Here is a 13,739-nt window from a genome sequence, read left to right as displayed (position 1 = left end):
AGTAATATTTTTGGACAGGAAACAAATTGTATTAAGTTTCAATTCATACCGGAAATTATACACCAAAAATTATTAAAACCAGTAGATATATTAGATATCTGGTGTAGTTTGTATTCTGAGGTGTGCTCACCTATTACGTTCCCCTCACACTCCACCCGTCATCACCAGGCACGCCTCAGAACTTAGATGCAAAATTAGTTTTATTAGTTTTGAGCGCTAAAGCCAGAATGTTGCCACATATATTAGATATGAACTAAAAAATAAGTCAAAATCATCGGTCCTTACCGATGATAGTAGTTACACGTTACTATTTTTTCTTAAGCAGGAATATTGCCATGAGCAAACCGGCAACTCCAAGGATAGCTTCAAATCCCGGTGTCTGCTGATCGGTACCTGTATCATTCACAGGTTCCTCCTCATCCGGTGTTTCCTCGACTACACTTTCCTCCTCTTCAGCTACACTCTCCGGCATATCTTCCGGATCTCCAGGGAATGTCAGAGCATCTATCTCTTCCTGGTTGCTGAATCCATCCTCATCAGAATCCAGAGGTTCCACAGCCATCAGATCAGCATCGTTCTCCTGATAATCCATACCATATGGATTCAGTGATTCAATACTCTCTCCATGGCAGACGGTGCAGTTGTCCAGCCTGGTTGCATTGGTGTCATATTCCTGATTGAACTCATCCATCATATCGCCAGTTGCTGATACTGTCTGTATTCCAGCTACTGCTATTATCATTACCAAAAGAAATAGCAAAATACGCTTATATATCATATATTAACCTACCCCCTATTTCACTATAAGAAGGTTTGTCAACACCAGATATTTAAGTGTTTTCGGAAATCAGGCTTTACAGCCTTAAAAAAGATGCAAGCAAGACCCATAAATTAGAAAAGAGCCGCAAAGACTCATAAAAATGTTATTTATCAGATCTAGATTCTTTTCCTTCTCCGGATTGCTGTTCCTTTCTATCCAATTCCAGTACGATATGGTTACATCTTCCACTCTTGTTACCGCATATTTTACAATATCTGACCATGAATTCACCTTTTAGATACTATATCACTGCTTTCACAGTGTTCTAGCTTATTTAATTGTATACAGATACCTGAATAAGACCTTTACCGGCAAAAAAAGAAAATAACTGAATCAAATAGTTATCACTGGCAAAGAGCATTCTCTATAGTGTTCAAAAAGCTCGTTTCCCCATTTTAAGGCTTCAGTATTACAGCTTATCAGCTGTTCACCGGAGATAGAACCTTTTTTGTTTAAAAGGTTACACGAAAAACAATAGTCATTCAGTACAAATGTCTGGAAGCACATGTTTCCCGGGAATACCATAAGTTCGATCTGCCTTTTTGTCAGCAAATCCTGAAAAATAAATACATGCTCGTTTCTTATCTTTTCAAGCAGCTCTTCGGAAACTATCACCGATATATCTATTCCTTCATCGATCCATTTTGCAAAAAAAGAGGGGAGAGTCGGAAGTAAAAGGGATGTGGCAATCCTGAAGGTCTTAGAAGCATCTGTGGTTTCTTCAAGTTTCTTGTTGAATTCAAAAGCTTCTGAGAAGTGGGGACGTACTATAGTGTAGGGACACAGCTCCCGGAGTCTCTTCAGTAGATGGAAAGGAATGAAATCAAGCCTGTGTTCAGCAAGATAGTCCAGATTGTTCTCTAGAAATTCCAGTGTATCCAGGAAGGGAATTATTTCATCAACCGCTATTTTCCCGATGGATGAAAGTTCATATGTGCCATCATAGTGTACAACTATATTGTTGCTTTCAAGTACCTTTATTGAGGGAACAAGTGCCTGGCTGCTTATATTCAGCGTTTCAAGTATAGTTTTCTTTTTCTTCGGGCCATCATACAATAGCAGAAGTAAATTGATCTTGTCTTCCGATATACCAAATGTTTCAAGCAACGGCATTTAAGGTCGTACCCCCTTTTGTAATTTGTATTACTGCCTGCATTATCATAATAGGCAAACGGCCGATGCATATGATTAACAAATTATCGACTTCTTTACAGATGCAATCTATTTATACATACCTTTTTTTAAATTAATAAAGCATACTTGCTCACCAAGCAACAATGTAATGTTAGGTATAATTGTTAAGAAGTAGATATATCAGAATAAAATTTTAGAACATCTAATGAGTGAAAACTTATTTTGTGAATCTTATTTTGCAGGTATCAAATTTAAGCGTTTTCAGTGAATCCAAATTTGAATTATTAACCTGAAACAGTATATATTCAGTTTTCCAAGACGGTTATACTTTATAGTACCGCATCCTCTATCCTTTGCCGAGACGTGTGACCTTTTTTAACCCCACTCCCCCCACAATCCGCACGTCTCGTGCAAATCATCAGTTCCCGGCTGTCAATGGAAAGTAAGTTCATTTTAGAATATGAAAAACAACTTATACAATAATGCAGGCATTTATTGCGTATGCATGAAAAGCCCGGTTACTGGCTGATAGTTGCATCCAGGGACCATGTACTGGCAGGCAAAGAGAAAAGCTTTGTTCAGGTATCCCACGGGAAACCTACACCTCTGGAAAAGATGGAAGATGGAGACTGGATAGTCTATTATTCTCCAAAACTAAAGCACAATGGATCAAAAGCCTGCCAGAGATTAACAGCTATTGCCAGGATAATCGGCGAAGATATATTTCAGGTTTCCATGTCCGAAAACTTCAAACCCTTCAGGAAAAAAGCAGAATTCCTGGAAAATATCCATGAGATCGAAGTCAGACCCCTGATACCGGAACTTGATTTCATCAAAGACAAAGAACATTGGGGATTGGCATTCAGAAATGGTTTTCGTCATATAAGTAAAAAGGATTTTATGCTTATCTGTCAGAAAATGAACAATGACTAGTCATGCCGGGTCATTCTTTCGAAAGCCGTAAATAAGCTCAGATACAGATTAAGTATTGTCTTAAAATACAATTTGAAATTTAACAGGAGTTGAGAATATATTTTGGGGACTATCTCATCTAAGCGAAGAACAGATTAAAGCAATCACAGATCTGGAAAAGAAATTCAACGCAACTATACTTGCCTTCTCAAGCAAGGACATAAAATACGCCGATCTTACAGAAGAACAACTTAAGGAACTAAAAGAGCTGGAAGAAAAACTCGGTCTGTCCCTTGTAACCCTTAAAATGGATTACAAGTGATATTATTTTACAAATAAAAGATCAGTAACATCTTTCTGGATGCTATTAGGGAGCATGCACAAAATGCATGTCCCTGTATACATATCAGTCAAAAAGCTGGCTTCCGGCAGTTTTAGCCTGCCCCATTAGCTCGGCGTTTTCTTTTACCTCACCGGGTGCATGGTGTCCTACGTCTACAAATGTACCTTTTACGTCCATACCAAACATCTGCAGTATCTGAGAGAATTCATCGAACACAGACTGGAAAGCTCCCTGCTCGGGGTTGCCCTGTGCACCTACGACGACAGCTTTTTTACCTCCGTCGATACGTGGAGTAAAATCAGGATTTACCAGTGCCCAGCAGCGGTCAATGAACTGGCGCATCTGGCCGGTGAACTGGAAGAAGTAAATCGGTGATCCAAATACAAAACCGTCTGCCTTTTTAAGAGCATCATATGCTTTCTGCATATCGTCATCGAGTTTACAGGCATCTACTGCTCTGCAGTAGTTGCAGCCCTGACAGCCTTTGAAATCCATCTCATTGATATAGAATTTCTCCACATCCGCACCTGCTTCAACTGCCCCGTCCAGTACTTGCTGGACCAGTACATCTGTATTTCCGCCTTTTCTTGGACTTCCTACAAAACCTACTACCTTCATTGTTATCATTTCCTAATTTGTAAATGTATTCACTTTCATTGAAAGTATTCAAATGTAAATGAACCAATACTATATTTATATACCATACAATCATTTTTGTTATCGACTAACAAAAAGTATAGTAATGGATAGCATGATTACTCAAAATAAAACAACGGACACAGACAATTGCAACTATATCTGTCCTGTGGAAGCCACACTTGACGTTATCGGAGGCAAGTGGAAACCCCTGATCCTGTGGCAACTCAAAGACGATATTCTCCGCTTTAATTCACTCCAGCAGACATTACCCGGCATTTCCCCTAAAATGCTCACAAAACAACTACGCGAGCTTGAGGAAGATGGCATTGTTAAACGCGAGATGTATCCTGAGATACCACCAAGGGTTGAGTATTCACTTACTGACTTTGGCAGAACGATCATTCCTGTGCTGGAAGCTTTGGCTCAGTGGGGCATAGAGTACATGGATCAGAAGGATACCATGAAATAAAAAAATAAAAGGAATGTTCATCTTAAAAGGGATTCAGTAAGGATAGAATATAAAGAATAATGAGCACAGGACGAACAATCCCCAGGCTATTGGTTTTACTTCGCTGCTTTTACCATCTATGACCTTAAGTATCGGAAACAGGACAAAACCGGCAGAAAGGCCTACTCCAAGATTATACGTAAAGCTCATGAGAATTATTACCGCCATTGCAGGGATCATTTCCGTGAAATCATTCATGTCGATCTTCGTTATCGAACCCATCATAAGAAGACCCACGATTATCAGGGCTGGAGATGTGGCAGCCGTGGGTATCGACGAGAAGAGAGGATAGAAGAAGAGGCCAAGAGTGAAAAGCAGTGCAACAACAAGAGCTGTGAGTCCTGTCCTTCCTCCTTCTTCAATACCTGTGGCAGACTCAATGTAAGTACCGGTAGTGGTCGTACCCGCCAGTGAAGCAAATACCGTTGCAAGAGCATCTGCAAGGAAGGGCTTGTCCATGTTTTCGATATTTCCCTGTTCATCAGTAAAACCGGCTTTAAAGGAAACACCTACAAGGGTTCCCATGGTGTCCATCAGATCCATAGTGAACATGGTCAGGATCACAGCAAAGAATCCCCATGTAAGAGCACCGGTGATGTCAAGCTGAAGGAAGATGGGATCAATACTTGGGGGCATACTGACAATACTTTCGGGAGCAGGGGCAACACCGGAAACAAATCCAAGAACCGCCGTAATTATTATCCCGATCAGTATAGAACCTTTTACCCTCTTTACCATAAGAAGGCTTATAAGAAGAAAACCGAACAACGCCAGAGCCACGGGAGCTGTATTCAGACTTCCCACATGCAAAGGAGCAACTTCTACTCCAAGTGAAACTATACCTGCATTCACAAGACCGATAAAAGTGATGAACAGACCGATACCGGCCGCAAAGCTGTATTTGAGGTTATCCGGGACAGCATCAATCATCCTATTTCTGAGTCCTGAAATTGTGAGCAGTGTGAAGATCACACCGCTGATGAACACCGCACCCAGGGCAGTCTGCCACGAATAGCCAAGAACACCCACAACAGTGTATGCAACAAAGGCATTCTCACCCATATACGGAGCTATGGCAAGTGGTTTCTTTGCATATACCCCCATTATAAGAGTTCCAAAGGCAGCAGACAGTATAGTTGCCACCATGGATGCACCAAAGGGTATTCCCGCAGCTTCAAGAATGGCCGGATTGACAACGATTATGTAAGCCACTGTCATGAAAGTGACAACGCCAGCCGTTATTTCGGTCTTTATGTCAGTTCCGCGCTCTTTTAGGTTAAAATAATTTTCCAGTATATTTGCCATCTCATCCCTTCATCATTAAATTGAATAAAAGTAACATTTCAAACACAAAGTGAATATATAAATTTAATTATTTAATAAAAAGTCAGATTAATATTCTGCGCAGTTACTCGCCATGGCAATTAAATTTTCATTAAATTGAAATTAACTATTTTTTTTATGCCGATAATAGACAAGTAACGATAACGCAAGTACAATGAATACAAAGACTGGAAGCAGTCGGTAGTTATCCTTTGTGTGAGTTCCGAAGGGATATTTATCTCCTTTATCCGGTATTGTCTTCGAATCGGCACCTTCGGTAAATGACAGTTCCATAGATGTTTCATCTGGCATAGCAGTTGTATCAGCACAGATTGCAAAAGGTGAGAAAGATGTCGTCTTTGATTCGAAATACATTCTGCCAGTATCTTCACCGACCTTAGTTGTGGGTAATTTTTCCCACATATCACCAGAATAGTGTTCCAGGCGAATCGTATCAACATCAATATCATGCGACTCGATCCACTCTATCGATACACTAAAACCTATTACAGCCTCTTCCATGAAATCCGATGATCCGAGTTTCTCATCACCGACTGTAATCTCAAGATTCTGGTAGACCTCACCTGAGGGTTTTCCGGAGAGACCTTCATGAGGACTATCCAGTTTGCTCACATCAGCCACTACATAGCCTTCTGTGGTCTTTGCCTCAAAGCGTATCTGGTTTACCGGATTGGCCTCATCGGTGAATTCATATCTTACTTCAGTGTCCCTACTTACAAACCGTATATCAGAATCTTTCAAAACAATATTTGCTTCGGCTAGTTTGTAGTTGTTTCTTCTTAAATGTACACCATCATCCTCATCAATATCTACTGTACCCGAATTTTCACTACTCGACGGTAATTCAGCATTAGATGTTAACGGAAGATAATCGATGTTAGAGCCGTCAGCACTCAAATTATAAGGCAGACAGAATCCATCGCCAATAGAAGTATTGACCTGACTCCACCCGGTTCCGTTGGGTTTTGCCCAGTAATTACCACCAATATAATCTCCACCAATGATATTGGTTCCTGACGTCACTGAGATATTCCATTGATTGTGCAGAATACCTGAGATTTTGAAATTATGGCTGCTGTTCAAAAGGTTGTTATAAATAAGGTTATCATTACTTTCTCTTAATGAAATTCCGTAGTGGATACTATTGGCTAGTGTGGAATTGTATATTGTATTGTTGTGTGAAGCAAAAAGATAGATGGCATCTGCATTGGTACTTAGCGTACAGTTTGCGATAGTACTTTTAGTAGTATTGTAAAAATGGATGCCGTAGAAGTTATTTTGAATTTCGGTATCTTTTACCGTGATATTAGAGCAATCGATGAGATGCACCAATCCGGCATTCGAATCCCTATCTATAACGATGTCTGATACTCCAGAGAGATAATAAATCGGCTTACCTTCCACAGTATTGCTGGTATCGATAACATTGTTATGTGAATAGAGCAGGCAATTATAGATGCTTCCTGAAATTGAATTGTTCGCAAAACTGTTGTTCTCCGAATACCACAACTGCAAACCATAATCTGTATTGTCCTCGATTGTACAATTCAGAATACTGTTGTTAAACGATTCATAAATGTACAGGCCGGTGTAAAGGTTATTATCCGTAATGCAGTCAATAATGCTACAATCTTCAGAATCAGAGAGATGTATCCCTACATAGCAACCGGAAAAACTGCTGTTACTTATATTGCACAGATTCGAATTGGATAATCTCATTCCCTGGTAACAGCCTGAAACCATGCTGTCACTTATATTACACTCGTTTGAATCAGAAAGATAGATACCTCGATAAGCACCTGAAACCGTAAAACCCTGGAAAGTTACATTATCTGCCGTTAAATAGACTGCATAATTCTCTTTCTCAGTGTGGTTAGAGTTTGAAGATATAATCCTTACATCTGCAGGATTATTTGTGGATGACCTGAGAGTGATATTGTCCTTGGCGATCCTTAGCTGCTCATAGTAGGTCCCGGGTTCGACTATTATAGAATCTCCTTCCGAAGCTGCAGTCAGAGCATCCCGAATAGTAGTAAAATCAGCATTTCCGCTACTGTTGACTGTGATCGTGGTATTCAACACCTGGATGAATGATTTTCTTGTTGTAATATTGTTACCAAAGCCATTTGATGCATTCAGGGAAACATTGTATAACCCCGGTTCTGCATAGGAGTGGGAAGGATGCTGTACTGTTGATGTGGAATTATCCCCGAAATCCCATTGCCAGAAGTCAGGTGAGAAACGACTCGCATCATAAAAATAAATCGGATCGTCCACATGAACATACCTTTTGCCTGCAACAAAGCTTGCTTCAGGCTCTTTATCTTCTTTTGTGAAAGCCTTAATGCATATATTCATACCTTGTTCAGAAACATCTGTCCATGTGATTCCATCAAAGCTGAGATAGCTTTCTCCTGCCTCTGCATATGCATTGCTGCTATAAGTGGGAATATTAGTTTCAACTGCTACAGGATAGTCATATTCCGGTGTTGTGAAAGTGATGACAACCGAAAAATTCTGACCTGTTGAGAGTGAAAAATTGGTATCAAGATCCACAGTGTGATAACCCGCTATTGGCATACTTCCGTTCTTCACTGACACCGGACCGGAAAAATTGATCGGACCATTTTCAGGATCAAGGTAGATTGAGATATTGTAAAATGAATTTGAATCAACTGTATAGAAACTTACAGCTTCAAGGGTTTCATTCGATGCTGCTTTGAAAATATTGGCTGCTGTTGCTGTAGTATAGCCATAACCATAACCGTAGTTGAGACACCATCCAAAAGGGTCGTACTGGTAGATATTGTCATAGTTGCTGACATTTTCTGCAGTGATCACAGTATTCATCAAATATGGACCATTGCTGTAAAGAGCACCGTTATTTCCCAGAATTGAATCATAATAGGAGATATAGAAGTATCCATCTTCACCCCAGTTATCACTCCAGGAATTCTTGATTATGTATGCACCGTCTCCCGGTGCATCAGGAGTAAAACTGTTCCTGTCAAAATCATCATCCCAGCCAACAAGACTTACAGCATGGTTTCGTTCTACATCCTCTTCGTAGCAATAATATGTATTATTATCTTTGTTTAAAAAATCACTATCTTCGTGCATGGCTACTGTAATTGCACCATAGTTGCTTATCGCCCATTTGAAAAGGTCATCAGAGTGATTTAGATCCGGCAGGATTAAGACTTCCTGAACGTGTTTCGCTACAACAGCCTCAGAGGATGAAATGGGTGATATATCGTTGTAGGGATCATCTGACTCGGTAACCGGACCATCCCATCTGGCAAGATATGCAACAGCCGGAAGACTGGCTCCCCATGCATCATGAGAGATACGGTCAAAACCATCCGGTTCATAGATCACTAACCTGTTTTTAAGATTGTTCTCGGAAAAGTCCCGGTACTCAGAATTCTTTCTTAGCAGGAATGATTCAAGTGAAGCAAGCGATGCATGAGCCCAGCAACTACCGGCGGTTCCCTGAAACTTTACTTCCGTGACAGTTCCCTCGTCCCTCAGATCATACCGGGAAGGATAGATTTCCTCTGAAAGAGTACTTATTGCCATTGAAGAAGGCATATCGCCATATTTCCCATCTGCCAGTAATTCTTCCATATTGACGGGAGAGAGATAGGAAAGGTCTACAGGAGAGGGATGAAGTCCCGAAGGATATACATTATCGTCTGATATCTGAACTTCATAAAGGCTATTATTATTGGTCAGTAGTGCCCACTCTTCATGATCGACAGATTCAGGAGTAAGGTTATGTGAAAATGAGTACAATTGTTCAGGCTGATCTTCTTTAAGTTCGTTCTGATATTCAATAAAAGCAGAATTGAGGGGTGCAGCATGCAATTGTAGTTCCGAAGGGTCTGTACTGAGGTTGATATCTGAACCAGCACCTGTAATCTCTTCATCTGCTGGAACTGATTGTGCTATAACTGATGGAGTAGCAATCAGAATTAAACAGATGACTATTAGTAAAAAACAATTAAATTTCAATACCGTTTTCACATAATCCCTCATTAACAGAACATAGATAATATAATATCAAATTATATATTTTTAATTCCGAATGACATCTTCTTTTTCATGAACCAACTGCGAATAAAAATTGTAAGAATTTAGCTTTTATCAAAAAACCGAAATAAAATCCTTAACTCATTCATCCTGTTTTCTGTATCGGCGATAGATTAGAACCGAAGAGATGAACACAATAAATAGCAGGAACGACAAAGCATAAATATTACCATATCTGCTGCCGTTTTTGATTTCTTTATCTTCACTTTGGGGTTTCAGGCCATTGTCACCGGACAGGGATACGTCTATTTCATCACTCATTTCAACTGTATCTGCACAAATAGCAAATGGCGAAAAACCTTTTGTTACAGCTTCGAAATAAAGTAGCCCATCACTTTCACGGACCTTTTCGGTTGAAAGCTTTTCCCATCTATCGTTTGTATAATGTTCCAGACGAATAGTGCTCTCATCGATGTTATTTGACTCCATCCAGTCTCCGGGAACATTGAAACCAATTACAGCCTCATCCATGAAACCGGATGATCCAAGACCCGTATCTCCCAAAGTAATCTCCAGATTCTGATATACATGACCTGAAGGCTGGCTGTAAGTACCTTCATGAGGACCATCCAGTCTGCTTACATCCGCTACTACATATCCTTCAGTTGTCTTCGCCTGAAAACGTATATGTGTGACTGGATTTTCTTTTTCATTGAACTCATAGTTCACTTCAGTACCCTGACCAATAAATCTCATATCAGATTCTACTGAGATGATATTGCTATCGTAAAAAGCGAGAGTGGTCCTGCGGATGTTTACTCCTTCACCATCACCCTGGCTGACAGAGTCAACATTAGCATTGTTCTCGCTACCTGAAAGCGGATCAGTATTAAGTGTAAGTGGAAGGTGATCAGTGTTAGAGCCGTCAGCACTTAAATTATAAGGATGACAGAACCCATCGCCAATAGAAGAATTTACCTGGCTCCAGCCGGTTCCGTCTGGTTTTGCCCAGTAATTACCTCCAATGTAATCTCCACCAATTATATTGCGACCCGGAGTCACTGGAATGTTCCACCGATTGGAGAGAGTGCCTGAGATCAGAACGTTATCATCACTATTGAAATAATTGTTATAGATTAGGTTATCATTACTTTCAGTAAGTGAGATTCCGTAGCTAGAACTGTTTTCTAAAGAACAATTGAAGACTGTATTGTTTGTGGAATACTCCAGATGAACACCACGGATGTTTTTAGAAGACGTACTGTTTATGATCTTACTATTGCTAGTATTGTGGAGATATATACCATAGAAGTTTTTTTCCACGTCGATATCTTTTACTGTAATATTTGAACAATCAGCAAGGTGCACCAGTCCGGCGTTCGAATCCCGATCTATTACCACATCCGATACTCCCGAAAGGTAGTAAATAGGTTTGCCTTCAACTGTGTTACTGGTATCAATAATATCTTTATGTGAAATCAGTGCGCAGTTACGTATATTCCCAAACATTGAATTGTTTACGAAATAATTATTAGCTGAATCTGATATGTATAATCCGGCTGTGTTGTTATCCATAGTGCAATTTAGAATAGTGTTATTGTATGAATCATAAATGAACAAACCGGATAAAGAATTATTGACCATCCTGCAATCGATGATACTACAATTATTCGATAGCTGGGGAAATACCCCATAGTAACCGCCTGAAACCGTAACACCCTGGAGAGTAATATTATCTGCCATCATAAAGACAGCAAAGTTGGAAGGATCATTTTTGTCAGGGTTTGAGGAAATTATATTTACATCTGCAGGATTGCCTGTGGATGACCTGAGAGTGAGATTATCTTTCCTGAAACTGAGCCTTTCGGTATATGTTCCAGGTTCAACAATTATAGTATCACCTTCAGATGCTGCAACAATGGCATCCTGAATGTGCGTGAAGTCAGCATTTCCGCTGCTGTTTACAGTGATCGTTGTATTCAGTACCTGGATAAAGGAACTTCTTGTTGTGACATTACTGCCAAATTCATTTGATGTATTCAGAGAAACATTGTATATTCCCGTACTGGAATAGGTGTGTGAAGGATTCTGTTCAGTTGACGTGGAATTGTTTCCGAAATCCCATTCCCATGATTCGGGCGAGAAAAGACTTGCATCATGGAAATTAACGGGTTCATTCACATGGACATACCTCTTGTCAGCAACAAAACCTGCTTCGGGTCCTCTATCCTCTGTGGTAAAGGCTTTGATACATACATTTGAATTATATAGTGACAGGTCTGTCCATTCCACACCATCAGCACTGGCATAACTCTGACCAGGTTCAGAACGTATATTGATACTACTATAGCCTGATAGTGGAGATTCAATTGCAACAGGATAAGTGTACTCAGGTGTTGTGAAAAAGATAACAACGGAAAAATTCTGGCCGGCAGAAAGTGAAATATCAGTATCAAGGTTTACGGTGTGATATCCTGCAAAAGCTTCGCTTCCATTTTTCACACTTACAGGACCGGAAGTATTGATCGGACCATCTTCTGGATCCAGGTAGATAGAAATGTTGTAGAAAGAGTTGGAGTCAGTTGTATAGAAACTCACAGCTTCAAGCGTTTCGTCTGATTCTGCTGTGAAGATATTGGCTCCTATTACTGTGTTGGTGCCTATTCCAATGTTTGAACTCCATCCAAGCGGATCATACTGATAGATATGATCATAGTTGCTGATGTTTTCTGCCGTGAACAGGAAATTACTCATCGGTGCATATGACTTTTTATTTTTAAATTCAGTGATACCTACCGATGTATCATAATATGAAATATAGAAATAACCTTCTTCTCCCCAGTTATCCCCCCAGGAATTCTTGATTATGTATGCTCCATCTCCCGGAGCTGCCGGAGTGAACCTGTTCCTGTCAAAATCATCATCCCAGCCAACCAGCGTTATACCATGTGTCAATGGTAGACTTTCTTCATAAAAATAGTAAGTGCTGTTTTCTTCGTTATAAAAGTGATCGTCGTCCTCATACATGGCTATTGAAACAGCTCCATAGTTCATTATTATCCACTTATAGAGATCAAACGATTGATTCAAAGAAGGAAGTATTAAGGTTTCCTGAACATGTTTTGCAACGACCACGTCAGAGGATGAAGCGGGTGACAGATCGTTGTAAGGATCATCGGACTCGGTGACCGGGCCGTCCCACCTTGCAAAATATGCGAGCGCTTTCAGAGAGGTGCCACCTTCATCAGGAGAGGACTGATCAAAACCATCCTGATAGGAAGATACCAATGTATTCTTCATGTGATTTTCAGAAAAATCCCAGTTCTCTGAATTACTATATAGGAGGTATGATTCCAATGAACCAAGGGAGCCATGTGCCCAACAAGTTCCTGCAAATGCCTGATCACGTACTCCTGTCACACCACCCTGTTCGCGAAGGTCAAAGCGTGAAGGGAAAGTTTCAGCGGCTGGTTCAATACCTGCTGTGGAAAATGCCATGGGATAATTTTCGTCAGCCAGTAACTGATCAATGTCAACAGGAGACAAATAGGAAAAATCTATTGGAGAAGGCTGGAGACCCGATTTATAAGTCGGATCATCCGCAATCTGTGGATCAAGCAGAACGCTGGCATTATTCGATAGTACCTGATCTTCATGATTGATAGATTTATTAAGAACGTCGTAGGACAAAGTATTCAATTGCCTATTTTCGGAAGATTGTTCACCCTGACTCTCTTCAAGTTCTTTCTGGTACTCAACGAATGCAGGATTAACGGGTGCAATAAAAAATTGAGGAGATGATTGATCTTTGCTGGAGTTGACATCTGAGTTAGTTACTGCAAGCAACTCATCTCCTGAATCAGGCTGTGCCATACAAGTTGCAGTATTCATTAAAATGAAAAAAAATGCCACGAACATAAAAACTGTCAACTTCAACAACGTTTTCACTGTATCCCTCATTGATGCAACATACATTATATAAAACTAGATTATATAATTAGATTTTG

Annotated in this window: 8 protein-coding genes; 2 read left to right on the top strand and 6 right to left on the bottom strand. The window is 40.1% G+C overall.

Annotation, left to right across the window (positions count from 1 at the left end):
- Positions 1-307: 307 nt before the first annotated feature.
- Together HWN40_RS06025 and HWN40_RS06020 are read right to left on the bottom strand one after the other, a co-directional pair.
- Positions 308-742, bottom strand: coding sequence for a PGF-CTERM sorting domain-containing protein (locus HWN40_RS06025; protein ID WP_176964890.1), 435 nt, complete (start codon positions 740-742; stop codon positions 308-310).
- 411 nt (positions 743-1,153) lie between these two features.
- Positions 1,154-1,933, bottom strand: a complete 780-nt coding sequence (locus HWN40_RS06020) for a helix-turn-helix transcriptional regulator (protein WP_176964889.1) — start codon at positions 1,931-1,933, stop codon at positions 1,154-1,156.
- A 522-nt stretch (positions 1,934-2,455) separates the two neighbouring features.
- Here HWN40_RS06020 and HWN40_RS06015 point away from each other — a divergent pair.
- Positions 2,456-2,887, top strand: a complete 432-nt coding sequence (locus tag HWN40_RS06015; protein ID WP_176964888.1) for an EVE domain-containing protein — start codon at positions 2,456-2,458, stop codon at positions 2,885-2,887.
- A gap of 385 nt (positions 2,888-3,272) precedes the next feature.
- Here HWN40_RS06015 and HWN40_RS06010 read toward each other — a convergent pair whose 3' ends face one another.
- Positions 3,273-3,827 (bottom strand): flavodoxin family protein, encoded by a 555-nt coding sequence (locus tag HWN40_RS06010; RefSeq protein WP_176964887.1) that lies wholly within the window; start codon positions 3,825-3,827, stop codon positions 3,273-3,275.
- A gap of 124 nt (positions 3,828-3,951) precedes the next feature.
- On the opposite strand from HWN40_RS06010, the gene HWN40_RS06005 reads away from it, so the two are divergent.
- Positions 3,952-4,317 (top strand): winged helix-turn-helix transcriptional regulator, encoded by a 366-nt coding sequence (locus HWN40_RS06005; protein ID WP_281361419.1) that lies wholly within the window; start codon positions 3,952-3,954, stop codon positions 4,315-4,317.
- A gap of 33 nt (positions 4,318-4,350) precedes the next feature.
- Here the strand turns inward: HWN40_RS06005 and HWN40_RS06000 are convergent, their stop codons facing one another.
- The 3 genes from HWN40_RS06000 to HWN40_RS05990 form a co-directional block, all read right to left on the bottom strand.
- Positions 4,351-5,661, bottom strand: a complete 1,311-nt coding sequence (locus tag HWN40_RS06000) for an NCS2 family permease (protein WP_176964886.1) — start codon at positions 5,659-5,661, stop codon at positions 4,351-4,353.
- 141 nt (positions 5,662-5,802) lie between these two features.
- On the bottom strand, positions 5,803-9,567 hold the full coding sequence (locus tag HWN40_RS05995; protein WP_176964885.1) for a lectin like domain-containing protein: 3,765 nt from the start codon (positions 9,565-9,567) through the stop codon (positions 5,803-5,805).
- 306 nt (positions 9,568-9,873) lie between these two features.
- Positions 9,874-13,623: a lectin like domain-containing protein gene (locus HWN40_RS05990; RefSeq protein ID WP_176964884.1), complete on the bottom strand. Its 3,750-nt coding sequence runs from the start codon at positions 13,621-13,623 to the stop codon at positions 9,874-9,876.
- Between the last annotated feature and the right edge of the window lie 116 nt (positions 13,624-13,739).

The sequence above is a fragment of the Methanolobus zinderi genome (assembly GCF_013388255.1).
GTDB lineage: Archaea > Halobacteriota > Methanosarcinia > Methanosarcinales > Methanosarcinaceae > Methanolobus > Methanolobus zinderi.
Note: the sequence above shows the minus strand (reverse complement) of the source record. Positions and strands in the feature narration are given on the sequence as shown.